12 protein-coding genes are annotated in these 12,986 nt (G+C 68.0%); 8 read left to right on the plus strand and 4 right to left on the minus strand.

Going from position 1 to position 12,986, the window contains the following annotated elements:
• Window positions 1-5: 5 nt before the first annotated feature.
• Entirely contained in the window at window positions 6-800 is a 795-nt protein-coding gene (locus QCD75_RS11185; protein ID WP_301228581.1) for a FadR/GntR family transcriptional regulator, read from the minus strand.
• A gap of 141 nt (window positions 801-941) precedes the next feature.
• Between QCD75_RS11185 and QCD75_RS11190 the strand changes: the two genes are divergently transcribed.
• The 7 genes from QCD75_RS11190 to manD all read left to right on the plus strand — a co-directional run bounded on the left by QCD75_RS11190 (window position 942) and on the right by manD (window position 8,332).
• The gene (locus QCD75_RS11190) at window positions 942-2,237 is read left to right on the plus strand and encodes an ABC transporter substrate-binding protein (RefSeq protein ID WP_301228583.1); all 1,296 of its coding nucleotides are present in this window, start codon (window positions 942-944) and stop codon (window positions 2,235-2,237) included.
• An 88-nt stretch (window positions 2,238-2,325) separates the two neighbouring features.
• Entirely contained in the window at window positions 2,326-3,294 is a 969-nt protein-coding gene (locus QCD75_RS11195) for a carbohydrate ABC transporter permease (protein ID WP_226760664.1), read from the plus strand.
• Complete coding sequence (locus QCD75_RS11200) at window positions 3,291-4,184, plus strand: carbohydrate ABC transporter permease (RefSeq protein ID WP_301228586.1); 894 nt, start codon at window positions 3,291-3,293, stop codon at window positions 4,182-4,184. Before QCD75_RS11195 ends, QCD75_RS11200 begins: the two co-directional genes overlap by 4 nt.
• Before the next feature lie 7 nt (window positions 4,185-4,191).
• Window positions 4,192-5,340, plus strand: coding sequence for a galactonate dehydratase (gene dgoD, locus QCD75_RS11205; protein ID WP_226760662.1), 1,149 nt, complete (start codon window positions 4,192-4,194; stop codon window positions 5,338-5,340).
• A gap of 5 nt (window positions 5,341-5,345) precedes the next feature.
• Window positions 5,346-6,032: a bifunctional 4-hydroxy-2-oxoglutarate aldolase/2-dehydro-3-deoxy-phosphogluconate aldolase gene (locus tag QCD75_RS11210; protein WP_301228588.1), complete on the plus strand. Its 687-nt coding sequence runs from the start codon at window positions 5,346-5,348 to the stop codon at window positions 6,030-6,032.
• Window positions 6,029-7,030 (plus strand): sugar kinase, encoded by a 1,002-nt coding sequence (locus QCD75_RS11215; protein ID WP_301228590.1) that lies wholly within the window; start codon window positions 6,029-6,031, stop codon window positions 7,028-7,030. The genes QCD75_RS11210 and QCD75_RS11215 overlap by 4 nt, the downstream gene beginning before the upstream one ends.
• A gap of 72 nt (window positions 7,031-7,102) precedes the next feature.
• Window positions 7,103-8,332: a D-mannonate dehydratase ManD gene (gene manD / locus QCD75_RS11220; protein ID WP_301228592.1), complete on the plus strand. Its 1,230-nt coding sequence runs from the start codon at window positions 7,103-7,105 to the stop codon at window positions 8,330-8,332.
• A 141-nt stretch (window positions 8,333-8,473) separates the two neighbouring features.
• Here manD and QCD75_RS11225 read toward each other — a convergent pair whose 3' ends face one another.
• Both QCD75_RS11225 and QCD75_RS11230 read right to left on the minus strand, forming a co-directional pair.
• Window positions 8,474-8,683, minus strand: a complete 210-nt coding sequence (locus QCD75_RS11225; protein WP_301228594.1) for a hypothetical protein — start codon at window positions 8,681-8,683, stop codon at window positions 8,474-8,476.
• A 62-nt stretch (window positions 8,684-8,745) separates the two neighbouring features.
• A complete protein-coding gene (locus QCD75_RS11230; RefSeq protein WP_301228595.1) occupies window positions 8,746-9,882 on the minus strand; it encodes a DNA alkylation repair protein in 1,137 nt (378 codons plus the stop codon).
• Window positions 9,883-10,001: 119 nt separating this feature from the next.
• Here QCD75_RS11230 and QCD75_RS11235 point away from each other — a divergent pair, with 119 nt between their 5' ends.
• Window positions 10,002-10,808, plus strand: coding sequence for a phosphatase PAP2 family protein (locus tag QCD75_RS11235; RefSeq protein WP_441005470.1), 807 nt, complete (start codon window positions 10,002-10,004; stop codon window positions 10,806-10,808).
• 145 nt (window positions 10,809-10,953) lie between these two features.
• Here QCD75_RS11235 and QCD75_RS11240 read toward each other — a convergent pair whose 3' ends face one another.
• The gene (locus tag QCD75_RS11240) at window positions 10,954-12,516 is read right to left on the minus strand and encodes an HNH endonuclease signature motif containing protein (RefSeq protein WP_301228693.1); all 1,563 of its coding nucleotides are present in this window, start codon (window positions 12,514-12,516) and stop codon (window positions 10,954-10,956) included.
• Window positions 12,517-12,986 lie beyond the last annotated feature (470 nt).

Genomic DNA, 12,986 nt, shown 5'->3' on the forward strand with positions numbered 1-12,986 from the left:
CGCGCCTATCCGGGCACTCCGGATGGGCGCGATGTGACCCCGCGTTGTGTTTCCGGGGGCGGGGCGGGGGTGCCGGGCTGCTGGTGCCTGGACCAGATGTCGCCCATCTCCTCCGAGGACTGCTCCACGATCCGGCTCATCGCCGCGTGCGCCGCGTTTGCCTCGCCGCGCTGGATGGCGCTGGCGACGTCGACGTGCAGCTGCAGCGCCTCGTGCTGGGGCAGGTGCGGCATCAGGCCGTGTTCGGTGCGCCCGGTCAGCACCTCGGTGACGAGCTTGTGCAGCTGGGAAAACATGGGATTGCCGGAGGCCTTGAGCACCGCGGCGTGGAATTCGATGTCCAGCCGGAGGAAATCGTCCTGGTCCCCCTGCTGGCCTGCCGACCAGAGCCGGGCAGCCCGGGCGACCAGATCGCTGCCGGCGTCCCAGGAGGCGCGCTCGGCGGCAAGGCGGGCGGCCTGGGGCTCGATCGCGCCGCGGAGTTCGTTCAGCGCCTGCAGCTGTTCCAGCCGTTTGGAGGAGGCGAGCCGCCAGCGGATCACCTGCGGATCGTAGGCGTTCCAGGTGTCCTCCGGCTGCACCACCGTGCCGAGCCGCCGGCGTGATTCCAGCATGCCCTTGGAGGAGAGCACCCGCGTGGCCTCCCTGACCACCGAGCGGGACACCTTGTACTGGGCCTCCAGCTCGTCCAGGCGCAGGATCGAGTGCGGTGCCAGCGTCCCCTCGGCGATGGCAAGTCCCAGCTTGTGGACCAGCACGGAATGCAGGTCAGCTGAGGACTCCGCCTTTGGGGTATTCATAAATAAATCATACGGCTCGGGCGCAAGGGGTTGTTTAAGTCTGCTTTATTTCTCTAAGATCGCTTCCAGAGCAGATGTAACGATGCATATGCAGCCGGCTGGACAGTGACGCCCAGCCCCTAAAGAACCAAGGGAGTCGTAATGAAGCGACGTTCGATCATGCAGTACGCGGCAGTCGCCGCGGCCCTGTCTCTGGGCCTCACCGCCTGCGGCGGAGCCAGCGGCAGCACCGATGCCAAAGCCGCCGGCACCGTCCGGGTCACCCTCGCGAACCACGTCTGGACCGAAGGCATCAAGGCAGCCATTCCGGAATTCGAGAAGTCCACCGGCCTCAAGGTTGAGCTGACCCAGCTCGGCGAGGACCAGCTCTCGGACCAGTACAACGTCAAGCTCAACGCCGGCAGCGACGAGATCGACGTCATGATGTACCGCCCGCTCCAGGAGGGCAAGGCGTTCGCCAAGAACGGCTACCTCGCCGACCTGACGTCCAAGGTCTCCTCGGACGCCGGCTGGGACTGGAAGGACTACCAGGAGGGCCCGGTCAAGGCCAGCACGGTTGACGGCAAGGTGGTCGGCGTCCCGATCATCACCGAACGCGAAGTGCTCTACTACCGCAAGGACCTGCTGAAGGCCGCCGGCCTCGAGGTTCCCAAGACCATGGACGAGCTCGAAGCGGCTGCCAAGGCTATCAAGGCCGCCAACCCGGACACCGCGGGCTTCGTGGCGCGGACCAGCAAGTCCGCCGCCGTCACCCAGTTCTCCAGCTTCCTGTACAGCTTCGGCGGCGACTTCACCGACGCCAGCGGCAAGTCGGCCGTCAACTCCGACGCCGCCAAGAAGGCCTACGCATTCTACGGCGGCCTGATCAAGAACTACGGCCCGGCCAACGTCAGCACCGACATGAGCTGGCCCGAGGCGATGGCCATCTTCACCCAGGGCAAGGCAGCCTTCTACACCGAGGCCGACTCGCTCTACAAGAACGCCACCGACCCGGCCAAGTCCAAGGTCGCCGACACTGTCGGCTTCGCCGCACTGCCCGCCGGTCCGGCAGGCTCCAAGCCGTACAACATCCCGTCATGGGGCCTCGCGGTGAACCAGGCCTCGGGCAACCAGGACAACGCCTGGAAGTTCATCCAGTGGGCCACCAGCAAGGAACGCACCCTGGCGGCGCAGAAGGCCGGCGTCCCCGGACCCCGCGCCTCCGTCTGGGCCGACCCCGCCGGCACCTCCACCTACCCGCAGGACCTGGCCGAGGCCATCGCCGCCAGCGCCAAGAACGGCGTCGGCCACGACCGTCCCGAGGTTGTCACCGTAGGCAAGGCCCGCGAAATCGTGGGTGGCCCGATCGTGGCCACCATCACCGGCGCGGACGCGTCGACCGCTGCTGACACCGCCCATGACGCCTTCCAGAAGTTCCTGGACAGCGAAAAGAAGTAGCGCACTGAACCGCCCGGCGGGGCGGCGGCCAAGCCGTCGCCCCGCCGCGGCCAGCTCTTCACTTCACCCCCGACTCCTTAGGTGAACCATGTCTGTACTGACTCCTCCCCGCAACGCCCGGTCCCAGCCGGGATCCGGCCGGAACGCCGGCCCCGCCCGCAGCGCCGGTGAGAATTTCTCCGCCTGGGCCAACCGGCACCGGAAGTGGCTCTTCGCCGCCCCCGCCATGATCTTCGTCGGCGTCCTGATCGTCTTCCCCCTCGCGTGGACCCTGTACCTGAGCCTCACCGATTCCCAGGGCTCCGTCCGGGCCGCCTCAGAGTTCGTCGGCCTGGAGAACTACCTCACCGTCCTCTCCGACGGGGAACGCTTCTGGCCTGCCGTCGGACGCACCCTGACCTTCACCGGCGTCGCCCTCGTCTGCGAAGTGGTGCTGGGCATGTGCATCGCCCTGCTGCTGTGGCGCCCGTTCCGCGGCGAGAAGTGGGTCCGGGTGGCCATCCTCATGCCGCTCGTCGCGACCCCGGTGGCTGTCGGCATGATGTGGCGGCTGATCTTCGACCCGAACATCGGCTTCGTCAACCAGCTGCTCGGCATGGTCGGCATTCCGCCACAGCCGTGGCTCTCCGGCCAGGACACCGCACTCGGCACGACGATCTTCATGGACGTGTGGCAGTGGACCCCGATGGTGGTGCTGATCCTGCTCGCCGGCCTGACCTCGCTGTCCGAGGAGCCGGACGAAGCTGCCCGGATGGACGGCGCCAACGCCGCCCAGCGCTTCTTCCTCATCACGCTGCCCCTCATGATGCCGACCGTGATCGTGGCCATCCTGCTCCGCGGCATCGACGCCCTCAAGACCTTCGACATCCTCTACGCCACCAAGGGCAAGGGCGGCGGATCCTTCCACGAGGTGGAGACCCTCAACGTCTACGCCTACGGCCTGAGCTTCGACTACAACCAGTACGGGCTGTCCTCCGCGGTGCTGATCCTGTTCTTCATGATCATCATCGGCTCCATGTGGCTGCTGACCATGCGCAAGAAAGCGGTAAGCAAATGACCGTACTGTCCAAAAACACTGAAACTGCACCGCAAACCGCCGCCCGGCCTGCGCCGGCGCCGCGCCGCCGCAAGCCGCTGGGCACCCGGGCTTACAAGGCCTTCCGGGTCGCCGCGCTGATCGGCGTCGTGCTGTTCCTGGTGGCCCCGCTGTTCTGGATGCTGCTGGCCTCCTTCAAGACCAACGTGGACATCTACGACACCGGCAAGTCGTTCTTCTTCACCCCCACGGGCGAGAACTACGCGAACGTGCTGCAGCGCAACAACTACTTCGTCTTCATCTTCAACAGCTTCTGGGTCGCGTTCGTCTCCACCGCACTGTCACTGGTCCTCGGCGTCCCGGCGGCCTACGCGATGAGCCGTTTCACCATGCACCGCTCGGCCCTCGTGGTCCTGATGGCGCGCGTCATCCCGGGCGTCTCCCTGCTGGTGCCCTGGTACTACGTCTTCTCCAACCTGAAAATGGTGGGCGGTTTCGAGGTCCTGATCCTCAGCCACATGTTCGTCTCGCTGCCGCTGATCGTCTACATCATGATGAGCTACTTCGATTCGCTGCCGCTGGAACTGGAGGAATCCGCGCAGGTGGACGGGCTCACCCCGATCGGCGCGTTCCGCCGCATCACCCTGCCGCTCTCCGTGTCCGGCATCGCCACCGCCGGCATCCTGTCCTTTATCTTCTCCTGGAACAACTTCATGTTCGCCCTGGTGCTCTCCGGCTCCAAGACCAAGACCCTTCCGGTCGCGATCTTCGACTTCGTCTCCTACGCCAGCATCGACTGGGGCGGACTGATGGCGGCCGCCACGGTGGTCACCATCCCGATCATGATCATTGCGCTCTTTACGCAGAAGTACATCGTCTCCGGCATGACCGCCGGCGCGACCAAGGGCTAGGCCACCGATGACACTGATCAGCAGGATTGAAACCTTCCTCGTCGCCCCGCGCTGGCTCTTCGTCCGGATCGAGACCGCCAGCGGGATCGTCGGCTGGGGCGAGGCCAGCTGCGAGGGCCGCAGCGAAACGGTCCGCACCGCCGTCGACCAGCTCTCCGAGCTGCTGATCGGCAACGATGCGCTGCGGATCGAGGACCACTGGCAGGTGATGACCAAGGGCTCGTTCTACCGCGGCGGGCCCATCCTGGCCAGCGCCGTGTCCGGGCTGGACCAGGCCCTCTGGGACATCGCGGGCAAGCACTTCAACACCCCCGTGCACCAGCTCCTGGGCGGCCACGTCCGGGACCGGATCCGGATGTACGGCTGGGTGGGCGGGGACGAGCCCAACGAGGTCGCCGACCAGATCAGCGCCCAGCTGGAGGTCGGGCTCACCGCCGTGAAAATGAACGCCAGCGGCCGGATGAGCCCCATCGCCTCCGTCGCGGAGCTCGACGGCGTCGTCCGCCGTGTCGCCGCCGCCCGCGAGGTCCTGGGGGACCACCGCGACGTCGCGGTCGACTTCCACGGCCGCTTCAGCCTCGCCAACGCCCGGCGGGTGGCGCCGCTGCTGGAACCGTACCGGCCCTTCTTCCTCGAAGAGCCGGTGGTCCCGGAAAACACCCACCTTCTGCGCGAATTCACCTCCTCCACCACGACGCCGGTCTCCACCGGCGAGCGGCTCTACAGCCGGCAGGAATTCCTGCCCGCGCTTCAGGCCGGCATCGCCGTGGCCCAGCCGGACCTCTCACACGCCGGCGGCATCACCGAGGTCCGCAAGATCGCCTCGCTCGCCGAAATCTACGAGGTCCAGCTGGCCCCGCACTGCCCGCTGGGGCCGCTGGCCCTGGCCGCGTGCCTGCAGGTGGGCTTCGCGACGCCGAACTTCCTGATCCAGGAGCAAAGCATCGGCATCCATTACAACCAGGGCGCCGAAGTCCTGGACTACGTGATGGACAAGTCCCCGCTGAAGTTCGTGGACGGCCACATCGAACGCCTGACCGGCCCGGGTCTTGGCATCGAAATTGACGAGGCCGTGGTCCGCGCTGCGGACAAGCGCGGCCACGCCTGGCGCGGGCCCGTCTGGCGGCACCCCGACGGAGCCTTCGCAGAATGGTGAATCACATGACCAACGAGCAGACCAACCACCTGACGCCCGAGGCCCTGCTGGCCGGAATCCGGCAGACCCGGCTGGTCGCCATCGTGCGCGGCTCAGACGGCGGCGCCGCCGCGAGGGCTGCCCTCGCGGCCATGGACGAGGGCTTCCGCTACGTCGAAATCGCACTGACCACACCGGATGCGCTCACAGCCATCCGCCAGGTCCGCGCGGCCGCTCCGGACGGCTGTTTCGTCGGGGCCGGCACCGTGCTGACCGCGCAGGATGTGGAGCACGTGGCCGAGGCCGGCGGGCAGTTCATGGTGACCCCGGCCCTGGCCGAGTCGATCGGTGCCTCCGCCGCCGCCGGCATCCCGGTACTGGCCGGGGCGATGACGCCCACCGAGGCCTACGAGGCAATGACCCGCGGTGCCACCGCGGTCAAGCTCTTCCCCGCGTCAATCGGCGGAACGGGCTACCTCAAGGCACTGCGGGATCCGTTCCCCGGGATCCCCTTCATCGCCGTCGGCGGCGTGGGGCTCGACGAAGCGACGGCCTACTGGCAGGCAGGAGCCGTCGCCGTCGGCCTTGGCAGCCCCCTCTTCGGCGACGCCGGCTCGGGCGGCGACCTGGCCCCGGTCCGGGAACGCGCCCGCGGTTTCCTGGCGCTCGCCGCCGAATACGACCGACGGATCGCCGCGGAGAGCCTGCGGTGATTACCGACGGCGCCTGGACCCCTGAACTGCTCACCCTCGGCGAATCCATGGTCTCGCTGCGCTCCGCCGGGCCGCTGTCCGCCGGCGGCGCCCTGGCCATGCACGTTGCCGGAGCGGAGTCGAACGTGGCCGTCGGCGTCGCACGGCTCGGCCACCGGGTGGGCTGGGCGGGCGTCGTCGGCGCGGATCCGCACGGAGAGTTCATCCTGCGGCAGCTCCGGGGCGAGGGGATCGGGGTGCTGCACCGCGAGGACGCCAGCCGCAGCACCGGGGTGATGTTCCTCGAGCGGCGCACCGCCGACGTCACCCGCGCCTTCTACTACCGTGCCGGTTCCGCCGGATCCACCCTGGACCGGGACGACGTCGACCGGGCCTTCCGGAACGGCGCCCGGGTCCTGCATCTCACCGGGATTACGGCAGCCCTCAGCCAGGAGGCGCGGCGGGCCGTGGAGTATGCGGCCGCCCGCGCCGCCGACCAAGGCCTGGAAGTCTCCCTCGACGTGAACTACCGCAGCAAGCTCTGGTCCAGGGACGAGGCGCGGGCCGTCCTGACCCCGCTGGCCCGGCACGCCAGCATCCTGATCGCCTCCGACGACGAACTCGGGCTGGTCGCCGCAGCGCCGGGGGGCGCCGGGCCGGGGAGCGCCGGAACGGCCGACGCCGCCGAAACGGCCATGGCCGCCGAACTCCTGGACCGCGGGGTCCGGGAAGTCGTGGTCAAGCGGGGCGCTGCCGGCGCCGGGGTCCACACCGCCGCAGGCCGGTGGGAAACGCCCGCCGTACCCGTCACCAGCATCGATACCGTGGGCGCCGGCGACGCATTCACCGCCGGCTACCTCTCCGCCCTGCTCGACGGCGAGGACGTGGCCGGCCGCCTGCAGCGCGGCGCCCTCGCGGGAGCCTTCGCCGTCAGTACTGCCGGCGACTGGGAAGGGCTGCCCCGCCGGGACGAGCTGGCGCTCCTGGGGACCACACCCAGCGGCACCACCCAACGCTAGAGGCCCCGGCACCACCACCCACGTGCCGTCCACCGACTCACGACCAACCAACACAGAAAGCCAGGACCAGCTGTGAAAATCATTGCCGCGGAAGTCTTCGTGACCAGTCCGTCCCGTAATTTCGTGACCCTCCGGATTACCACCGAGGACGGGGTGACCGGGATCGGGGACGCGACGCTGAACGGGCGTGAGCTCGCCGTGGCGGCGTATTTGAAGGAGCACGTCGCGCAGTTGCTGATCGGGAAGGACCCGCACCGGATCGAGGACACCTGGCAGTTCCTGTACCGGTCCTCGTACTGGCGCCGGGGTCCGGTGACGATGGCCGCGATCGCGGCGGTGGACATGGCGTTGTGGGACATCAAGGGCAAGATGGCCGGGATGCCGGTGTACCAGCTGCTGGGCGGGGCGTCCCGGAACGGGCTGCGCGCGTACGGGCATGCCTCGGGCGCGGATCTGGAGTCGTTGTTCGATTCGGTCCGGGAGCACCTGGAGCTGGGCTACAAATCGGTGCGGATCCAGACGGCGGTGCCGGGGATCAAGGCCGTGTACGGGGTTGCGGCGCAGGCGCAGGCGTCGGGGGAGCGGTATGACTATGAGCCGGCGGGACGGGGTGCGTTCCCGGTGGAAGAGGACTGGGATACCCGCGCGTATTTGCGGCACCTTCCTTCGGTGTTTGAGGCGGTGCGGAACGAGTTCGGTCCGGAGTTGCCGCTGCTGCACGACGGACACCACCGGATGACCCCGATCCAGGCCGCGAAGCTGGGCAAGGCGCTGGAGCCGTATGACCTGTTCTGGCTGGAGGACTGCACGCCGGCGGAGAACCAGGAGGCGCTGCGCCTGGTCCGGCAGCACACCACGACGCCCCTGGCGATCGGGGAGGTCTTCAATACGGTCTTTGATTACCAGACGCTGATCAAGGAACAGCTCATCGACTATGTCCGGGCGGCCTCGACGCACTTCGGCGGGATCTCCCCGCTGAAGAAGGTGATGGACTTCGCCGCGCAGTACCAGATCAAGTCCGGCTTCCACGGCCCGACCGATATTTCCCCGGTCGGGTTCGCCGCGCAGCTGCATGTGGGCCTGGCGATCCATAACTACGGGATCCAGGAATACATGCAGCACTCAGACAAGACCAACGAGGTCTTCGAGCAGTCCATGACGTTCGTCGACGGGTACCTGCACCCGGGGGACAACCCCGGCATCGGGGTGGAGTTCAACGAGGAAGCCGCCGCGGCCTACCCCTACCAGCAGGCCTACCTGCCCTACAACCGCCTCGTCGACGGAACGGTCCACGACTGGTGAGGTTCCCTGCCTGACGGTTGCTTCCTGGCGGGCCGGCTGACGCAGCCAGGCGCAAAAAAGGTCCCGGGCGGGAGTCGAAGCTCCGCCGCCCGGGACCTGGCCCTTCTGCGCTGCAAGCCAGCGCTCAAGGCATCGTCAGGCTCAGTTAATGATTTCCCGCGTCATGCCGAAGGGCACCTGGTCGGAAAGCGCCGCCGTGTAGTGGCCTGCCTTGTGCCGCGTGAGCAGGATGCCCTGCGTCCCGGCGGCCATGGCGATCTGCTGGAGTCCGCGCACGGCGTCGTCGAGCCGTTCGTCAAGGACCTGGCGGCTGTCGACCTGGATCTCAATGCACTCGGTTATTGTCGTCATCGCACTGTTCTTTCTTGGGTTATTCATCGGCCCCAATGATTGAAGCGACAATAACGTCATATTTATGGGCCCGTCAAATCTGCGGGAGGGGCCTCAGCGGCGTCGGTTCGGACCAAAAACTCGGCCGGCGCGAACCGCACGCCGTTGACCTGCGGTTCCAGTACATGCGCCCCCGCATGATGGACCCGCGTGGTCATTTGGCGGAAAGCATGGCGCTTCGAAAATCTCCGGGACTCGCCCGGCCCGAGGACGGCTGTGCCGAGCTTGAACACCTTTTCCGCACGGCAGCCGTTGGCCTTGGCATAGTGCACCACATAGTCGACGGCGAGCCGCGCCTCCGCCGGTCCGTTATTGGTGACCTCGAAGTCGAAGGCGAGCTCACCGGGAAGCTCGACGACGGTACGATCCAGCCGGGGAGGCGTCACGGCCAGCGACGCCGGCGGGAACCCCAGCAGTTCCAGTGCGCCGGGGTGGGCCTTTTTGAGCAGCGTCCGCAAGCCGTGCCGGACCACCCTGGCGGTGTTCGCGTCCGGGGCGGCCACCCATCTGGCGGCGGTGGCGACCACCTCGTCCGGGGCGTGCCGGGCCAGATCGTTGAGGTGGTTGGCCACGGAGCGACGCACGTCTTCCACCGGGTCGCGGTACAGGGCGTCGAGGATCGACAGGGTAGCTGCGGGCCGCTCGGTGATTTCTGGAACACGGATCGCCCACGGCAGGTAGGCCCGGGTTCCCTCGCTGGCGAGCCGGCGGACATGCCAGTCCGGGTCGGAGGTCCAGTCCTGGATGACGGCCAGTGCCCGGTCCAGGTCGGCGGCGAGGAGCCGCCGGATCGCGAACTCAGCGGTGAGCCGCGGCGTCAGCTCAGCGAGCAACGACAAGCAGTCCTCGAAGTCGTGCGGCTCCGGCGAGATGAGGGCGAGCGTGGCCGCCGTCTCGGTCACGGGCCAGATCATCCAGCCGGTGAAGTCCGGATCGGCCAGCGCCCGGCGGAAGATGACCGCGGCAGCGGCGTAGTTTCCGGGCAGGTCGGACAGCAATGCGCGGCTCAGGAGGTCGGTGCGTTCCCGCAGGCTCAGTTCCTCCAGTTGTGCGGCCGTCCCGGCCAGGTGTGAAAAGCCGCCGCCGGGTGCGGCCGCGGCCAGGATCCGCTCCAACGATCGGACGACCCGCGGGTTGATCAGTTCATTCATGACGCCCATTTGATTCAGGCTACCTGGGAGCGGGCCGTCGGGCCGCCGGACAAGCCTTGGCGCCGGCAGAACCGACAGCACTTTCCGCGCCGGAACCGGGATATTCTTCACGAAGTAAATATCCATACATGGTGCAGAGGCGGATGCGGGAAATGGCGCAGGAAGAATCAGGAAGCTCGCCCGGCTGGTGGCGGGTTTTCCACGACAAGTTCGTGGTCGAGGAGCGTTACATGAGCGCGCAGGACCGGAAGAACCTGTACCGGATCGCCGTCGGCCTAGCGGTTGTCGGCGCCGTGCTGTTCTTCTCCATCCTTGCCAGTGTTCTCCAGCATGGCGGCCTCACTGCAGGCGATGAACCGGTCCGCTCCTGGCTCCTGACCCTTCGCTCCGAACCGCTCACGACGATCATGATCATCCTCGCGATCGTCTTCGGCCCTGTCGGCCTGCCGATCATCACTCTTGTGGTGACTGTCACCTGGGGGCTGTTGGCCAAGCATGCCTGGCGGCCGATGCTGCTCGCTGGTGCCATGCTCACCGGCGTCATCCTTGCCCAGCTCATCGGACGTTCCATCGGGCGCCAACGCCCGCCGGTGGACCTCATGCTCTTCGGCGCAGACTTCACCTTTTCTTTCCCCTCCGGGCACGTGCTGGGAGCCTGTGACTTCCTGCTGGTCACCACCTTCCTGGTCTTCTCGCGCCGGAGCAACCGCATGGCCGCAGTCGCAGGATTCCTACTGGCTGGCGTCGGAATCTTCTTCGCCGCGGTCAGCCGGCTCTACTTGGGCTACCACTGGCTGACCGACGCCCTCGCCTCGCTGTCCATCTCGTTCGTGATCCTCGGAGGGGTGATCGCGCTCGACACATGGCGGACGGCGCGCATCCGCGGGGAGCGGATCACGGGGGAGCTCTCCAAGGCCGACACCAGCCTGGAATGACTCCCGGCCGGTGTCTGGGTGGCATCGCGGTACGTCCGCGACGACGAGCCCTGGCCCGGACCGATGACGACCGCCAAGGCCGGCCTTTCGACAAGGGCCGGCCTTTCGCGTCACCTATTGCGCCGAACGGCATGTGACGAGGAGTTCAGGCGCAGTGGCGCAGGAAGGATTCAGGGCAGGTGTCCACAGGGGGCTCCGTCCAGTCCGGGAAGGGGTCCGGGGGCAGTTCCTGGTCGGGATCCGGGCCGGGGTCCATGGGCAAGCCGTGGTCCAGGAGTGCGTCCAGGTCCGTGCCGGTGCCCGCGCCCAATCCCGGGTCCAGACCCGTTTCTACATTTGTGGTCAGGAGGCCGTCGGGCCAGTGGGGTGGTTCCCAGTCCTGTTCTTCGCTGGGGTAGTACCGGCCTGAGGGTGAGGTCCATCCGGGTGGTTTGTCTTTGCTGGCTGCGGAGGGTGTCCACGCGGAGCCGTGTTTGAGCCGGTGGTGTTTCGGGCAGGGCTGTCCGAGGTTGGAGATCCCGGTGGTCCCTCCGTCGGCCCAGGCCAGGAGATGGTCCGCGTCGTTATCCAGCGAGGCGTTGTTGCAGCCCGGGAACGGGCACTTCCCGTCGCGCAGGCGCAACCACCGCCGCTGGGCTTTGGTGAGGCGGTAGCGGGTCCGGCCGATTTCCAGCGGCGCCCCGTCCCGCGGATCGGTCAGGACCCGGTAGAACGACCCGGCACCGTCGGCGATGAGTTGGCGGGCCATCGAGGGCGGGATCGGCCCGTAGCCGTCCAGGACCGCCGGTTCCCCGCTCATACCGAGCAGGGACAGGACCGGGACCGTGACCAGGACCTGCGCCCGCGGCGAGGGAACACCCCCGCACCCGGCCATCCCCGTGCCGGTGCCGGCGGTTCCCCCAGTGGCTATTCCCCCGGTGCCGCCGGCCGTTTCCCCGGTGGTGCTGCCGGCGAGGAGAAGGGTCGCGGCGATGTCGGCGCGCAACTGCGCCAGCGTGCGGGCCTCGTCGGGGTCCTGCAGGGCCCGGGCGGCGGCGGTGGTCCGGTCCCAGATCCCCGCGACGGTGTCCGCCGGCAGGTACGCCGAGAACCAGGCCATCCCGTCCCGGTCCGGGAGGAACTCCACCCGCCGGTCCGCGGCACACTTGGTGTGGCGTTTTTCGATGCTGACGGGGTGGTGGCGTTCGCGCCAGGTGCGGGCTTTGGCCCGGAACCGGCCCGGGACAAGGTCCCCGGCCGGACACCCCCGGGCCGCGCCGGGCGCGTCAGGGTCCAGGAAGTGCGCTTCCAGCCCGGCCGCGGCGGCCCGGTCCAGGCCGATGGTTTCATCGACCATGATCCGGGCGTGCTGCCAGGAAATTGTTCCGGCTTGCAGCGCCGCCAGGGTCAGCGGCAGCGACGTGGTCAGTGCCTGGCAGTCGCACAGGAACCCGTCCGCGGTCCGCTCGCTGACGGTCAGGACACACGCGACCTCCGCGGTCATGGCCATCTCCTGACAGGAGTCCCGCAACGACCCCGGGGCCGCCAGGGCCCTGGTGGCCTGCACGTACTCCGCGGCAAGCCGCACCTTCAACGCCGCCACACCCGCCTCCAACCGGGCCACCCCGGCCAACGCATCCAGGCAATCATCCGCCAGATCCCGCAACGGATCGATCCCCCGGAACGGATCCGTGTCCCGGACGGCCACCGCATCCCGCAACGGGTCCACGTCCCGCAGCAGGGCGCCGGCGTTCCGCAGCCCCTCGGCGGAGGGCTGGGCGTCGGCCTTCGGCAGCGGGGCCGCGTCGCGCAGCGCATCGGCGGAGGGCAGTTCCGACCCGTCCGCACCGGCGCCGATGAACGCAGCAAGCGCAGCCGTGGACGCCGCGACAGCCGCCAGGGCCTGCCTGCTCTCCACACTGAACGCTGCTCCGCTGTCCACAATCAAAGACTATAGGGGGCCTCTGACAGTAACCGGCTGGGGTGCCGCGTGACCTGGAACCGGCCGACATCCCGGACGGGTTGGTCTCCAATAGACAGATTTCGAGGTGACTCGGCTCCGGCGTCGGACACTCCCACGAGCTCGAAGCCCTCAAGCGGGGCAGCGCCGACGAATGCGATCACCTCGAACTCGATGAGCTGCTGGTAAGAGGTTCAAGTTGCGGCACCGATCCGGTCGGAGATTTCCGGGAAATTCAG

It is taken from the genome of Arthrobacter sp. PsM3, assembly GCF_030433895.1.
In the GTDB taxonomy this organism is placed as follows: Bacteria; Actinomycetota; Actinomycetes; order Actinomycetales; family Micrococcaceae; genus Arthrobacter.

Coding starts and splice junctions, on each gene's coding strand:
- QCD75_RS11195 (WP_226760664.1), top strand. CDS start 2,326: ATGTCTGTACTGACTCCTCCCCGCAACGCCCGGTCCCAGCCGGGATCC.
- QCD75_RS11200 (WP_301228586.1), top strand. CDS start 3,291: ATGACCGTACTGTCCAAAAACACTGAAACTGCACCGCAAACCGCCGCC.
- QCD75_RS11225 (WP_301228594.1), bottom strand. CDS start 8,683: ATGACGACAATAACCGAGTGCATTGAGATCCAGGTCGACAGCCGCCAG.
- QCD75_RS11230 (WP_301228595.1), bottom strand. CDS start 9,882: ATGGGCGTCATGAATGAACTGATCAACCCGCGGGTCGTCCGATCGTTG.
- dgoD (WP_226760662.1), top strand. CDS start 4,192: ATGACACTGATCAGCAGGATTGAAACCTTCCTCGTCGCCCCGCGCTGG.
- QCD75_RS11185 (WP_301228581.1), bottom strand. CDS start 800: ATGAATACCCCAAAGGCGGAGTCCTCAGCTGACCTGCATTCCGTGCTG.
- QCD75_RS11210 (WP_301228588.1), top strand. CDS start 5,346: ATGACCAACGAGCAGACCAACCACCTGACGCCCGAGGCCCTGCTGGCC.
- QCD75_RS11235 (WP_441005470.1), top strand. CDS start 10,002: ATGGTGCAGAGGCGGATGCGGGAAATGGCGCAGGAAGAATCAGGAAGC.
- QCD75_RS11190 (WP_301228583.1), top strand. CDS start 942: ATGAAGCGACGTTCGATCATGCAGTACGCGGCAGTCGCCGCGGCCCTG.